This is a genomic window from Psychromicrobium xiongbiense (assembly GCF_030271165.1).
GTDB classification, from domain to species: domain Bacteria; phylum Actinomycetota; class Actinomycetes; order Actinomycetales; family Micrococcaceae; genus Renibacterium; species Renibacterium xiongbiense.
Map to the genome: position 1 here is coordinate 62,716 of NZ_JASSZH010000020.1, position 12,587 is coordinate 75,302.

Below are 12,587 nucleotides of genomic sequence, written 5' to 3' on the forward strand. Positions count from 1 at the left end.
GTAGCCCGGACCACAGTGCGGGTCGGCGCTCCCCCTACGCCTTCCTTCAGCCAAGGAGTCACCGTGAGCCGCCAGATGCCCCCCGATTCCAGGCTGGATGCCTCGATTCCCGATGTGTCAGAGGCCAAGGAGCAACCGCTGAGCCGCGGTGCGGTGATCGGCCTCTCGGTCCTGATGACCCTGCTCTTTGCCGGAACCTGGATCTTCTCCGGTCTGCTGATCGATCATCACAGTCCTCAGGTGGTGGCCACCGGGCGGACGCTGTTCACCTGCCTGGGTCTGCTGCTGATTGCGGGCCGCAGCCGTGGGGCGCTGAGGCGCTCGGTGCAGGAGGTGGTCCGGCGGCCCTGGGCCCTGTTGATCTCCGGTCTGCTGGGCGTCGCCATCTACGCCTGGTTCTCGCTGGCCGCTATGTCGCTGGTGGGCACCTCGGTGACGAATCTGGTCATCACGCTTTCCCCGGCCTTCACCCTGGTCTTTGGCGTGCTGTTCTTCCGCGAACGCTCCAGCTGGTTTGCCGCTGCGGCGGTCCTTCTGGCCGTGCTGGGTGCGGCGGTCTACGTTTTGGGCTCCTTCGGTGACCCTGTGCCGGGCGGGGCGGCTGGCGGTGCAGGCTACCTCTGGGGTGTGGCGGCCGCCGTCGTCGCGGTGTCCTCGATCGCGCTGTACGGCCAGCATTACGCCCGGATTTCCCGGGGTCATCGGCCCACCGACCTGCTGCTGGGCATTTTCGGATTCGGCGCCATTGTGCTCCTCATCCTCACCGCCGCGACCGGATCGCTGGGCGAATACCTCACCCTGTCTGCCCTCGACTGGCTCTGGTTCTTCGTACTCGGCGTGGTGATCTACGTTCCGGTCTACATCATCCAACACCGACTGATCCATGACCGTGGTGCGGTATTCACCGCCACGCTGGGGTTGGCCACACCCTTTGTGATCCGCATTTCTGAGGTGCTGCTGGGCTGGAAAACCTGGCCCAACGCCATCGAGCTGATCGGAATGCTGGCGTGTCTGGCAGGGGTCGCTGCGGTTATCCGCCAGGGAACCCGCAAACTGGCGGACTGAGGTACCTCGCGGATCAGGAAGCCGCCTCCTGGGCCGCCAGATCGTGGGATGCCATCAGCGTACCGGTCACGCTGTGCAGGGTCTCGATCACCGTCCGCACCGAGCGTCGGGCCAGATTTTCCGGCCGGCTGAGTACATCGATCCGTCGGGTTGCCTTGACTCCACGCAGTGGCCGCAGCACCACGCCGTCGGGCAGCGTGGCGGCGCGCAGATAGCGGGGCATGAGGCCGATGACGCCACCGGCCGCCACCAGCGCGGCCACCGTCGCGTAGTCGTTGACCCGGTGGGCGACGTCCACGGGCTGGCCCGCTACCACGGCTACGGCGTCCAGGATGTCCGATGGCGAGAAGCCCTGATGGGCACGGACCCAACTGCGGGAGGCCACCTCCTGGGGCGTGAGTGAGGTGCGGGCAGCGAGCGGATCCCCGGCATGGACGGCGATGTCGAAAGGCTCCTCCAGCAGCGTCGTGGCCACCAGTGAGGCAGTGGTCGGAGAAGCTGCGGCCCAGTGGCTGCTGTGGGACATCCGGTGCGCCAGCACCAGATCGTACTGACCGGTGAGCGGGGCAAAATCGGCCTCCGCCACGTCCTCGTCGGCCATCCGCAGGCCAGGGCCATCGCCAGTGTGGAGCGCGGCTGCCAGTGGTCCGAACAGTGCCTGACCCGCGCTGTGGAAGGCACAGACGCTCACCACTCCCAAGGGATCGTCCAGGTGCGTTTTCACCGCAACCCGGGCCTCCGCCATCGCCTGGACCACCCGGCCACCTGCCTCGGCGAGGACTCTTCCGGCATCGGTGAGCACCAGGGCGCGTCCTTCCTTGCGGGTCAGTGGAATCCCGACCCCGCGCTGCAACTGAGCCAACTGCTGTGAGACGGCGGAGGGGGTGACGAACAGGCGGTTCGCCACGGCCGTCACGCTGCCGAGTTCGCCCAGTTCGCGAAGGAGCTCAAGCTGATGCACTTCCATGGCACAACCATAAAGCAAAACTAAAAGAAGCATTCAAGTATTTGAGATGGTGCTACAAGGAATTTGGGCGTGTAATGGAGCTGCTGCCAGCATCACCGCAGCAGCCTGCGAAAGAGGTCTCCCGATGAAAGCGTTACTCAAAGCCCAGCCAGGCGTCGGTTTTGACTGGGCGGAGGTCCCCGAGCCCTCGGTCGGCGATGCCGAGGTCAAGATCCGCGTCATGTCCACCGGAATCTGCGGCACCGACCTGCATATTCACGGCTGGGACAGCTGGGCGCAGTCGACCATCAGCACCCCGCTGATCGCTGGCCACGAATTCTATGGCGAAGTGGTGGAGGTCGGCGGCTCCGTCCGCGATGTCGCGGTGGGGGACCGGGTCTCGGGTGAAGGCCATATCGTCTGCGGGCTGTGCCGCAACTGCCGCGCGGGCCGTCGCCAGATGTGCATCCGCACCCTTGGCGTCGGGGTGCAGCGCCCGGGTGCCTTTGCCGAATACGTGGTGATCCCGGAGTCCAATGTATGGGTCCATCACGACCCGCAGGTCACCCCGGAGCTGGGCGCCATTTTTGACCCCTTCGGGAACGCTACCCACACCGCGCTGGCCTTCCCGGTGCTCGGCGAGGACGTGCTGATCACCGGTGCCGGGCCGATCGGGCTGATGGCCATCGCCGTCGCCCGCCATGCCGGGGCGCGCAAAATCGCCATCACCGACGTTTCACCCTCGCGGCTGGAGCTGGCGCGTTCGCTGGGCGTCGATGCCGCCATCGACGTCTCCACCACCCGGGTACAGGATGCGCAACGGGAGTTGGGCCTGCGCGAAGGCTTTGACGTCGGCCTGGAGATGTCCGGGAACCCGCGGGCTCTGCCGGAGATGATCGACAATATGAACCACGGTGGGCGGATCGCCATGTTGGGACTGCCCGCGGCCTCCATCGATATTGACTGGGCCAAGGTCGTCACCCATATGCTGACGCTCAAAGGGATTTACGGGCGCGAGATGTTTGAAACCTGGTACGCCATGAGCGCCATGTTCTCCTCCAGCCCCGCTTTGCGCGCGGCCCTGACCTCGATCATCACCGAGGTGGTCCCGGCGCAGCGGTGGGAGGAAGGATTCGCTGCCGCACGCTCCGGGACGGGCGGCAAGATCGTCCTCGACTGGACGAGTCTCTGACCGGCCAGACACCCACCCGACTCAGCACAGCAGCGAAGGATTTCCCGATGTACACCACCCTCAAAGAACAGTTGGCCTCAGAACTCACCGAGCTGCGCGATTCCGGCCTGTTCAAGGCCGAGCGCACCATCACCTCGGCACAGAACGCCCAGATCACCACCGCCCAGGGTGATGGCGCCTCCGCCTCGGTGCTGAACTTCTGTGCCAATAACTATCTGGGCCTGGCAGATCACCCCGCGCTGATCGCCGCCGCCAAAGAAGCGCTCGATGAGCGCGGCTTCGGCATGGCCAGTGTGCGCTTCATCTGCGGCACGCAGGATCTGCACCTGGAGCTGGAGCGGCGACTCTCGGCCTTCCTGGGCACCGAGGACACCATTCTGTTCTCCTCCTGCTTTGATGCCAACGGGGGCGTGTTCGAGGCACTTTTCGGGCCCGAGGACGCGATCATCTCCGATGCACTCAACCATGCCTCGATCATCGACGGCATCCGGCTGTCCAAGGCCAGCCGGTACCGCTATGCCAACCGGGATATGGCCGAGCTCGAGACCAGGTTGCAGGAAGCTCAGACCCAGGGCGGCGAAGGGCAGGGCGCGCGCCGGACGGTCATCGTCACGGACGGCGTCTTCTCGATGGACGGCTACCTGGCACCGCTGGCGGCGATCTGTGATCTGGCGGATCAGTACGGTGCGCTGGTCATGGTGGACGATTCCCATGCCGTGGGCTTCATGGGTGCCACCGGGGCCGGCACTCCGGAACACGCAGGGGTCTCCGACCGGGTGGACCTGTACACAGGGACCTTCGGCAAGGCGCTGGGCGGCGCCTCCGGTGGCTATGTCTCCGGGCGTGCGGAAATTGTTGCCATGCTGCGCCAGAAGGCACGCCCCTACCTGTTCTCCAACTCGGTGGCACCTTCCATCGCAGCGGCAACCCTGGCGGCGCTGGATCTGGTCAAGGACAGTGTGGATCTGCGTACCCGGCTCTTTGCCAATGCGGAGCTGTTCCGACGCAGGATGACGGAGGAGGGTTTTGAGCTGCTCGATGGCGAGCATGCGATTGTGCCGGTCATGTTTGGCAATGCCGTGCTGGCGGCCAGAGTGGCGGAAGAGATGCTCAGCCGCGGCGTTTATGTGACCGCCTTCAGCTTCCCGGTGGTTCCACGTGGCGCCGCACGGATCAGGGTTCAGCTCTCGGCTGCCCATTCGGCGGAGGAGATTGAGCGCTGCGTCCAGGCCTTTGCCGACAGTCGCCGGGCGGTTCAGGGGTAAGTTCAGTTCCCGCCGATCGCTGCGGGACGGGTCCACGCGGTGGGTGGCACGGGCGTGCTGCGGCTCGTGTACTGCACTACGGTCTGCGCGCCGGGTCGCCGCCAGTTCAGCGTTCGTGCGGCGTTCCGCACCACCGCGACCACTGCGCCTGCGCCGATGGCCTCGGGTGAACCGGCCAGCTGGTCGAACCTCAGAGCGCGGGTGGCGATCATCGGCCTGTCAGGATTCGCATCGGGTCTGAACCCCCAGCCGAGGGCCGTCTCACTTTCTGTCTCAGTGTCCCGAAGAGCATAAGCGATGCCGACCAGCCCGGGTTCCGGAGGCACAAGCATCTGGTCCCGGCATGCCGCTTGGGCCAGAGCATCCAGCACGCGGCCGATGTACGGACAGGGCTCCTGGTCCAGCCCCATGGCCTTGGACCAGGTGGCCGCCGTGGTCTGGTTGAGCGCTAATTCGGTGACCGGCGATCCTGCGACGCCACATCCGGCGATGCCAGATCTAGTGACGACGGCCAGCGCCCAGTCGCCCAGTGCAGCGTTGGTGACGAAACGCCTGCGGAACAACGTCAGCCTTCAGTGTCCGCACGCTGTTCCGCCGCGTGCTTGCGCAGCGCGGACAACACCGCCGAGCGGATGACGACCCACGCCAGTGCCATGGACACGACGGTGCCAAGCAACAGCGCAGGGAGCATGGTCATGAATCCGTTGAAACCAATCATCCAGTCACCTTACATTTTTCTCGGATTTCTCGGAACGGTGGAAGGAATGATCAAAGCTTCATTTGAACTGATTATTTCTCACTGAATTTAGTCATCTTAAGTCAGATTCCGTCATCTGCTGGTAGATTGGACCTCAGGAAATCCATCGACCAGGAGTGAGTGATATGAGCGAAAACGTGGTGTCCGGAGCCTTCATGGAAGAAGAGCTGCGCAGCCAGCCGGACGTCTGGGAACGGGCGATTGCCCAATCGCGTGCGGAGAATCCCAGCCCCACCGAACGCCTGCTCCCGGCACCCGGCGCCCGGATCGCCGTCGTCGGCTGCGGAACCTCCTGGTTCATGGCGCAGAGCTACGCCACCGCCCGCGAAGCTGCCGGTCTGGGCGAGTCGGATGCCTTCACCGCCACCGAGTCCTTCCTGGACCGCGGCTACGATGCCGTGATCACGCTGACCCGCTCAGGCACCACCACTGAGGTGCTGGAAGTGCTGGAGCGCCTCAAGGGTAAGGTTCCGACCATCCTGATCGTGGGCGACGCTTCCTCGCCGGCGGTGGAGCTTGCCGATACCGTGATCGCCCTGCCGTATGCCGATGAGCACTCCGTGGTGCAGACCCGGTTCGCCACCTCGGCCCTGGCCTACCTGCTCACCGACCTCGGCGTGGATCTGACCGGCGCGGTGCAGGATGCACGCAGCGCTGTGGAGGCGCCCGTGCCCACCGAACTGCTCGATGCAGAACAGTTCACCTTCCTGGGGCACGGCTGGACGGTGGGCCTGGCTCACGAGGCCGGCCTGAAGATGCGCGAAGCTGTGCAGGGCTGGACCGAGTCCTACCCTGCGATGGAATACCGTCACGGACCGATTTCTATTGCGGCACCCGGCCGGGTGACCTGGATGTTCGGCGAAGCACCCGAGGGCATGCGCGCCGAGGTGGAACGTACCGGGGCTGACTTTGTTGCGGAACCGGTACATCCGCTGGCTGAGCTGGCCCGGGTTCACCGGCTGGCCCTGGAACGCGCCCGTGCCCGTGGGCTCAACCCGGACGTGCCGCGTAACCTGACCCGCTCAGTCATTCTGGACGCCTGATCAACCTCTAGGCTTCTAGCTATGTCCTCCTTCTCCGTGCCATCGCCGATGCCCGAAACCGAGCTGAATTCCGCTGTTCTGGCCTTCGACGTGGGTGGTACCGATACCAAAGCCGGGCTTGTGCTGGCTGCCCAGCCCGGGCAGATCCCGCATATTGTCGACATCCAGCGGTTTCCCACCGCGCTCGATGCCGAGCGGCCCGGTGAGGTGCTGGTCGACTTCCTGGCTGAGCTGACCGGGCGCTACCGTGCCGCCCATCCCGAAGTGAATCTGAACGCCGTCGGCGTCACGGTACCCGGGCTGGTCGACGAGACCGAGGGCGTGGGTGTCTACGCCGCCAACTTCGGCTGGCATGGCTTCCCCTTCCGGGCAGTCCTGGAGCAGCGCCTGGGTGTTCCGGTGGCCTTTGGCCATGATGTGAGCACCGCAGGCGATGCCGAAGTGGCCCTGGGGGCGGCCCAGAATGCGCACGATGTGATGATCCTGGTGATCGGCACCGGAGTGGCGGCCGCCCTCTATGTGGACGGCCGACGGCTGCAGGGCGGGGGCTTTGCCGGTGAGGTTGGGCATGCGCTCGTCCCACTGGCCAATGGCGAGCGCCACATCATGGAGGCCATCGGCTCGGCAGGCGGTCTGACCCGGCGCTACCGCGCGCTGCACACCGATTTCACCGGCGGTGCGCGGGAAGTGCTGGCCGCAATGCAGGCCGGTGATGACCAGGCCCGGGTGCTCTGGGCGGATGCGGTGGACGCCATCGCCTTCTCCATCTCTCAGGCGGTCGCCTTTATGGGCACCACCCGGGTGGTGATCGGTGGCGGTCTGGCCGAGGCCGGCGAGGCGCTTTTTGAGCCTTTGCGGGCACGGATCGATGAGCTGCTCACTTTCCAGCCGCGCCCTGAGGTGGTCAAGGCCAGCCTGGGGCAGGATGCCGGGCTGATCGGTTCCGCGATGAAGGCCCAGCAGCGCCATTCGAAGCATAGTCACGTTCAGCGCCAGGCGCAGGCGCTCGAAGCGCAGCCATGATCCTGACGCTGACGCCGAATCCCGCCATCGACCTCACCTATGGTGTGGCCGAGCTGGTGCGGGGCAGCTCCCACCGGGTGGACGCACCGCTCAGCCGCGCCGGTGGCAAGGGCATCAATGTGTCCCGGGTGCTGCACAGCCAGGGCGTTCCGACCAAAGTCCTGGCCACGGCTGGCGGCGATACCGGCCGCGAGCTAAGCGAAGGGCTGGCCGGGCTCGACCACCGGCTGGTCCCAGTGCAGGCGCCCACCCGGCGAACCATCGCGCTGGTGGATGACCATGACGGGCAGACCAGTATTTTCAACGAATACGGTGCCCCGTTGGAGGCTGCCGAGTGGCGTGCCCTGGCCTCCGCTCTGGCCGAGGAGCTCCTCGGTGCAACAGTGCTGGTGGCCTCGGGGTCGCTGCCGCAGAAGGCGCCGGGTGACTTCTTCCCGGGTGTGGTGGCGCTGGGTCGGGCGGCCGGAATTCCGGTGATCGTGGATACCTCTGGTGCTGCTCTGCTCTCCGCAGCTAGCGCAGGGGCTGATCTGCTCAAGCCCAACCGCGCCGAACTTGCCGAGGCCACCGGAGAACGTGAGGTGTCTGCCGGGGCCCGGGTGTTGCTGGGGCTCGGTGCCCGCAGCCTGCTGGTCAGTAATGGTGAAGAGGGCATGTTGTTGTTCACTGCGGGCGTTCCGGGGTACTGGTCCGCCCGGCTCCTCGAGCCCTTGCAGGGCAATCCCACCGGAGCGGGCGATGCCGCCGTTGCCGGTGCCGCCTCGATCCTCGCTGTGGCAGCGAGTCAGGGGGTGGACGTGGCCCCGGAGGCCCTTCTGGCCCGCGCCGCAGCCTGGGGCTCCGCCGCCGTGCTGACTCCGGGCGCGGGGGAGATCTCTCCGAGCTGGCCCGAGCTCGAGTCCACTCTTCAGCTCAGCCATCACCGCTCGGTCGACTGAAACCAGAATCTGAGGAAGGAATCGCTATGCCTTTGACTCCCACCCGTGAGCTCATGGACCAGGCCGTCGCTGCCGGCCGTGGCCAGGGCGCCTTCAATGTGCTGCATCTGGAGACGATCGAAGGCCTGGTCTCCGGTGCCGAGGCGGCCGGGCTTCCCCTGATCCTGCAGATCTCTGAGAACTGCGTGAAGTACCACGGCGGGCTGGAGCCCATTGCCGACGCAACGCTTGCCACAGCCCGGGCGGCCACCGTTCCGCTGGCGGTGCACCTGGACCATGCGGAAAGTGCGGAGCTGGCCCTGGCCGCCATCGACCTCGGCTTCGGCTCCGTGATGTACGACGGCGCTCACCTGCCCTACGAGGAGAATGTCGCCACCACGGCGCGCGTCGTCGAGTACGCCCACGAGCGTGGCGTCTATGTGGAGGCGGAACTGGGCAAGGTTGGCGGTAAGGACGGCGCCCATGCGCCCGGTGTGCTGACCGATCCGGTCGAGGCCCGGGACTTTGTGGCGGCTACCGGGGTGGATGCGCTCGCTGTGGCGGTGGGATCCTCGCACGCCATGCAGGAACGCAGTGCGGAACTGAACTTTGACCGGATCGCCGAACTGGCGCAGGCCCTGGACGTTCCGCTGGTGCTGCACGGCTCTTCGGGCGTATCCGATGCCTCGATTGTCCGGGCCATTGAACTGGGGATGCGCAAGATCAACGTCTCGACGCATCTGAACGGGTTCTTTACCAACGCCGTACGCGAGTATCTTGCGCAGAACCCCACCGTGGTAGATTCGCGAAAGTACCTGGGCGCAGGACGGGCAGCACTTGTCCCCGAGGTGGCCCGGCTGCTGACGCTTTTTGCGAAGGGGTAAGAATGAACCGCACCGAACGCCTGACGGCAATCATGGATCTGCTCGCTCAGACCGGGCAGGTGGAGGTTGACGATCTGGTGCGCGATCTGAAGATCTCCCCGGCCACCGCCCGGCGGGACCTGGATTCCCTGGCTGCCGAGCGCCTGCTCAGCCGGACCCGTGGCGGTGCCGTGGCGAGTTCGGTGGCTTACGACCTGCCGGGACGTTACAACCGTGACGATCATGCCGCCCAGAAGCACCGGATCGCTCTCGCTGCCAGTGCCATCATTCCGCGCGGCGCGGTGATCGGCCTCTGCGGTGGGACCACCTCCACCGCACTGGCCCAGGTGCTCTCCACCCGCGAGGATCTGGCGGAGCCGTCCAATAAGCCCACGCTGACCGTGGTGACGAACGCGATCAATATTGCCGCCCAGCTCGCCGTGCGGCCGCACTTCAAGATCATGGTGTGTGGCGGCATCGTCAATCCCCGCTCCTATGAGCTGGTGGGCCCGTACACGGACATCATTCTGCAGAAGGTGGCGCTCGATCTGGCGTTCATCGGGGTCAACGGCATCGACCCCGAGGTTGGTCCCACAGTCTCCGATGAGGGGGAGGCCACCGTGAACTCGCTGATGGCGCGGCGGGCCACCGAGGCGTATATGCTGGCGGACTCCTCCAAGATCGGTCAGCGGGCCTTTGCCACTATGGAGGGCTACCACTTTGAGCGCCTGATCACCGATCAGGGGATCACCCCGGAGCAGATCGCAGCCTTCGCGGAGCGCGGCATCAAGGTGACGGTGGCTCCGGACGCGGAGGAACTTTCCGAGTAAACCGTGGGGTCGCGCTGCTCACCAGTACAGCGTGGGCGCGTCCAGCACACTCTGGGTGGGGATCGCATCTTTCCACTGTGCGAAGGGCTCGTTGAGAGTATACCGACCGCCTTCTCCGATGAGCGCCCGGATGGTGGCATTGTCCGGGTTGTTCAGTGATTCGAAGTACTCCACAGACCAGTGGAACCAGCGCATACAGAACAGTCGCATGGTGAGCCCATGGGTGACCAGCAGCGTGTTCGGCGCATAATCCGGCTTCTGCCAGTGGCGGTGCAGGGTTTCCATGAAGGAACTGATCCGGTCGTAGACATCGGAACCGGATTCGCCATCACGGAATCGATAGAAGAAATGCCCATAGGCGTTGCGCAGTTCCTTCTGATCGGCAATGTCTTCCTGGCGCTGGAAGTTGGCCCAGTCCTGTTCGCGTAGCCGGGGCTCCTCAATGACCCGTTCGGCCAGGTCACCGAGCTGGAGCGCTTCCAGGGTCTGGTAAGCGCGCAAATAGGGGGAGACGTAAACACAGACTTTCTGCCCTTCCAGCCTGCGCTTGATCTCCTCGCCAGCCTCACGTGCCTGGGCGAGGCCCAGCTCGGTCAGCGGGATCCGGTAATCCGGCACCCGGTTGTACAGGCCCTGATCGATATTCGCCTGGGACTGGCCATGCCGCAACAGCAGAATCTGGCGTGGAGCGCTCATTCAGAGAGTCTATCGATTCCGGGTCCGCTCGATGGCCCGTCCAACTCGCATCGAGTGTTGAGCTCATGCTGTTTTCCTGCGGTATTCCAGCGTTATCTCGACACTCGACGCAGCGGCTGATTTCCAGCTGGGGGAGGCTTTCAGGCAGGATGAGCACATGCCCGATGCCGCCGGACCCCACCAGCTGCCCGTGCGGAGTTCCCTGAGGCGCCGCTGGGCCGCCGAGGTGCTGATCGTCATCGGGCTCTCACTGGGAAAATCCGGGGTGTACGCCCTGGTCAACCTGCTTGAGGTGGCCAGCAGGAAACCGATCTCCCAGGCGACTGCCACGCTCAATGCCTCCACGACGAGCAGCGAATACTTCGATCTGACCTACCAGCTGCTGGGCAACTTCTTCGCCCTGGTGCCGGTGGCTCTGGTGCTGTTCCTGTTGTGGAAGCCGGGTCGCAGCGGCTTCGCGGCGATCGGCTTCGACGTGCCACGGTCAACACCGGGCAGGCCCGTCTGGAACCAACCGCTACGGGATCTGCTCTGGGGATTCGGACTTTTTGTCCTGATCGGGGCACCTTCGCTGGGGCTGTACGCTGCCGGACGCGCGCTGGGGGTGACGGTGCAGATCGTTCCGAATGCGCTCGATTCCTACTGGTGGACGGTGCCCGTGCTGATCCTCTCCGCCGTGCGCAATGCGGTGCTGGAGGAAGTTGTGGTGGTGGGCTATCTGTTCACCCGGTTGCGTGCCATGGGCTGGAGCGTCTGGTGGGTCATTGTGGCCAGCGCGGTGCTGCGTGGCAGTTATCACCTGTACCAGGGGATCGGGCCGTTTGTGGGTAACGTCGCGATGGGGCTGGTCTTCGGCTGGTTCTACACGCGGACCAAACGGGTCATGCCGCTGGTGATTGCACACAGTCTGCTGGACATTGCGGCCTTCGTCTTTGGCCGCCAGCTAGGGTTTGGCTGACTGGGGTTTGACTGAACGCTCAGACGGTGACGAAGCCCTGGGGCGTTTCGAAGGTCACGCTGAGGATTCCGGGGGTGCCGTGCGGGGCGAGCCACTCGACCGCCACGTCTTCCAGCGGTTTCTCCACGCATTCACCGAGCCACTCGGTCACCCGTTCCGCAGAACCGGCGATGGTCAGCTTGGCCAGACGGGCAGTGCTCGCAGCGGCCTGGGAGGGATGCAGCCCCGCATCGCCTTCCCATTTGAGCAGGTATGGAACTTGCGGATCGGCGATCAGGCCTTTGATGCCGATCTGCTGCCAGACGAGTTCGCGTCCGTCGGGGAACTTGCGGTTGCCGGGCACCGCGGAGCGGCCAAGGCGTTCTTCGAAGATCGCCAGATCATCCACCTCGACGCACCAGCCCATCCATCCGCCACCCACATCTGAGCGTGCGCGGACGGCCTGGCCGAAAGGGGCTTTGTCAGAGGCAGGATGATCGAGAACCTCGACCACCTCGACATAATGGCGGTCGGTGAGCGGGATGATCATGTTGCGGGTGCCGAACCGGGGGTGGACCCCGCCACGCACTGCATGGACACCGAGTGCTGAGGCGATTCGCTCCGTCGTGGCAGCCAAACCGTCAGGTTCGCAAGCGTAAGAAACATGGTCCATGCGCATGTCCACATCTTTGCATCAATGGGCATCCAGCTCGACTTAGGCTCCCCTAAGTTTCAGCTCGGTGCGCGGCCAGAAACGGTCAGAAAAACGATTCCATGCGCCATCCGCCGTCATATGCAGTCATGGACTTGTCAGCACCCGGGCTGCTGGCCAGACTGGTGACAGGTTTCGAGTTCCAACGTTGCCGTACCGTCCGGATCACCGGACGCGGCGAGTGCCCCAGCATGTTGGACGGCAACCCTCCATCGCGGCGGGGTGCCCTGGGTGAAAACCGGGCCTTGATCAACCGATCAAGTGCAAGCGCGAGGACGATCCCTCATCTGCTGTGCCTGCCTCAGGCGGTGCGGACGTCGGTCGTACCCGGAAACGGCTGA

General features: G+C 65.0%; 14 protein-coding genes and 1 riboswitch. Of the genes, 9 read left to right on the top strand and 5 right to left on the bottom strand.

What is annotated here, in order from left to right:
- Window positions 1–63: 63 nt before the first annotated feature.
- Window positions 64–1,065 carry a DMT family transporter gene (locus QQM37_RS07640; RefSeq protein WP_285726195.1) on the top strand — a complete coding sequence of 334 codons (1,002 nt, stop codon included), beginning with the start codon at window positions 64–66 and terminating at the stop codon, window positions 1,063–1,065.
- A 13-nt stretch (window positions 1,066–1,078) separates the two neighbouring features.
- Here the strand turns inward: QQM37_RS07640 and QQM37_RS07645 are convergent, their stop codons facing one another.
- The gene (locus QQM37_RS07645; protein WP_285726197.1) at window positions 1,079–2,032 is read right to left on the bottom strand and encodes a LysR family transcriptional regulator; all 954 of its coding nucleotides are present in this window, start codon (window positions 2,030–2,032) and stop codon (window positions 1,079–1,081) included.
- 124 nt (window positions 2,033–2,156) lie between these two features.
- On the opposite strand from QQM37_RS07645, the gene tdh reads away from it, so the two are divergent.
- Window positions 2,157–3,203 (top strand): L-threonine 3-dehydrogenase, encoded by a 1,047-nt coding sequence (gene tdh, locus QQM37_RS07650; RefSeq protein WP_285726200.1) that lies wholly within the window; start codon window positions 2,157–2,159, stop codon window positions 3,201–3,203.
- Window positions 3,204–3,250: 47 nt separating this feature from the next.
- Window positions 3,251–4,468 (top strand): glycine C-acetyltransferase, encoded by a 1,218-nt coding sequence (locus QQM37_RS07655; protein WP_285726202.1) that lies wholly within the window; start codon window positions 3,251–3,253, stop codon window positions 4,466–4,468.
- Window positions 4,469–4,470: 2 nt separating this feature from the next.
- Here the strand turns inward: QQM37_RS07655 and QQM37_RS07660 are convergent, their stop codons facing one another.
- Window positions 4,471–5,031, bottom strand: coding sequence for a hypothetical protein (locus QQM37_RS07660; protein WP_285726204.1), 561 nt, complete (start codon window positions 5,029–5,031; stop codon window positions 4,471–4,473).
- Between the two features lie 2 nt (window positions 5,032–5,033).
- A complete protein-coding gene (locus tag QQM37_RS07665; RefSeq protein ID WP_285726206.1) occupies window positions 5,034–5,186 on the bottom strand; it encodes a hypothetical protein in 153 nt (50 codons plus the stop codon).
- A 164-nt stretch (window positions 5,187–5,350) separates the two neighbouring features.
- Between QQM37_RS07665 and QQM37_RS07670 the strand changes: the two genes are divergently transcribed.
- The 5 genes from QQM37_RS07670 to QQM37_RS07690 are packed head-to-tail and all read left to right on the top strand — an operon-like array spanning window position 5,351 to window position 9,901.
- Complete coding sequence (locus tag QQM37_RS07670; RefSeq protein ID WP_285726208.1) at window positions 5,351–6,268, top strand: SIS domain-containing protein; 918 nt, start codon at window positions 5,351–5,353, stop codon at window positions 6,266–6,268.
- A 21-nt stretch (window positions 6,269–6,289) separates the two neighbouring features.
- Window positions 6,290–7,291 (top strand): ROK family protein, encoded by a 1,002-nt coding sequence (locus tag QQM37_RS07675; protein ID WP_285726210.1) that lies wholly within the window; start codon window positions 6,290–6,292, stop codon window positions 7,289–7,291.
- On the top strand, window positions 7,288–8,229 hold the full coding sequence (locus QQM37_RS07680) for a 1-phosphofructokinase family hexose kinase (protein ID WP_285726212.1): 942 nt from the start codon (window positions 7,288–7,290) through the stop codon (window positions 8,227–8,229). The genes QQM37_RS07675 and QQM37_RS07680 overlap by 4 nt, the downstream gene beginning before the upstream one ends.
- A 26-nt stretch (window positions 8,230–8,255) precedes the next feature.
- The gene (locus QQM37_RS07685) at window positions 8,256–9,092 is read left to right on the top strand and encodes a class II fructose-bisphosphate aldolase (RefSeq protein WP_285726214.1); all 837 of its coding nucleotides are present in this window, start codon (window positions 8,256–8,258) and stop codon (window positions 9,090–9,092) included.
- A gap of 2 nt (window positions 9,093–9,094) precedes the next feature.
- Entirely contained in the window at window positions 9,095–9,901 is an 807-nt protein-coding gene (locus tag QQM37_RS07690) for a DeoR/GlpR family DNA-binding transcription regulator (protein WP_285726216.1), read from the top strand.
- Between the two features lie 18 nt (window positions 9,902–9,919).
- On the opposite strand, the gene QQM37_RS07695 is transcribed toward QQM37_RS07690, so the two are convergent.
- Window positions 9,920–10,597: a histidine phosphatase family protein gene (locus QQM37_RS07695; RefSeq protein WP_285726218.1), complete on the bottom strand. Its 678-nt coding sequence runs from the start codon at window positions 10,595–10,597 to the stop codon at window positions 9,920–9,922.
- A gap of 157 nt (window positions 10,598–10,754) precedes the next feature.
- Between QQM37_RS07695 and QQM37_RS07700 the strand changes: the two genes are divergently transcribed.
- Window positions 10,755–11,555: a CPBP family intramembrane glutamic endopeptidase gene (locus QQM37_RS07700; protein WP_285726220.1), complete on the top strand. Its 801-nt coding sequence runs from the start codon at window positions 10,755–10,757 to the stop codon at window positions 11,553–11,555.
- 19 nt (window positions 11,556–11,574) lie between these two features.
- Here the strand turns inward: QQM37_RS07700 and QQM37_RS07705 are convergent, their stop codons facing one another.
- Entirely contained in the window at window positions 11,575–12,213 is a 639-nt protein-coding gene (locus QQM37_RS07705) for a VOC family protein (protein ID WP_285726222.1), read from the bottom strand.
- A gap of 196 nt (window positions 12,214–12,409) precedes the next feature.
- Window positions 12,410–12,522: riboswitch (SAM riboswitch) on the top strand.
- Window positions 12,523–12,587 lie beyond the last annotated feature (65 nt).

What these genes read in the sequence shown, in the direction of transcription:
- QQM37_RS07645 (WP_285726197.1), bottom strand. Translation starts at nt 2,032, where the DNA reads ATGGAAGTGCATCAGCTTGAGCTCCTTCGCGAACTGGGCGAACTCGGC.
- tdh (WP_285726200.1), top strand. Translation starts at nt 2,157, where the DNA reads ATGAAAGCGTTACTCAAAGCCCAGCCAGGCGTCGGTTTTGACTGGGCG.
- QQM37_RS07655 (WP_285726202.1), top strand. Translation starts at nt 3,251, where the DNA reads ATGTACACCACCCTCAAAGAACAGTTGGCCTCAGAACTCACCGAGCTG.
- QQM37_RS07665 (WP_285726206.1), bottom strand. Translation starts at nt 5,186, where the DNA reads ATGATTGGTTTCAACGGATTCATGACCATGCTCCCTGCGCTGTTGCTT.
- QQM37_RS07670 (WP_285726208.1), top strand. Translation starts at nt 5,351, where the DNA reads ATGAGCGAAAACGTGGTGTCCGGAGCCTTCATGGAAGAAGAGCTGCGC.
- QQM37_RS07675 (WP_285726210.1), top strand. Translation starts at nt 6,290, where the DNA reads ATGTCCTCCTTCTCCGTGCCATCGCCGATGCCCGAAACCGAGCTGAAT.
- QQM37_RS07680 (WP_285726212.1), top strand. Translation starts at nt 7,288, where the DNA reads ATGATCCTGACGCTGACGCCGAATCCCGCCATCGACCTCACCTATGGT.
- QQM37_RS07685 (WP_285726214.1), top strand. Translation starts at nt 8,256, where the DNA reads ATGCCTTTGACTCCCACCCGTGAGCTCATGGACCAGGCCGTCGCTGCC.
- QQM37_RS07690 (WP_285726216.1), top strand. Translation starts at nt 9,095, where the DNA reads ATGAACCGCACCGAACGCCTGACGGCAATCATGGATCTGCTCGCTCAG.
- QQM37_RS07695 (WP_285726218.1), bottom strand. Translation starts at nt 10,597, where the DNA reads ATGAGCGCTCCACGCCAGATTCTGCTGTTGCGGCATGGCCAGTCCCAG.
- QQM37_RS07700 (WP_285726220.1), top strand. Translation starts at nt 10,755, where the DNA reads ATGCCCGATGCCGCCGGACCCCACCAGCTGCCCGTGCGGAGTTCCCTG.
- QQM37_RS07705 (WP_285726222.1), bottom strand. Translation starts at nt 12,213, where the DNA reads ATGCGCATGGACCATGTTTCTTACGCTTGCGAACCTGACGGTTTGGCT.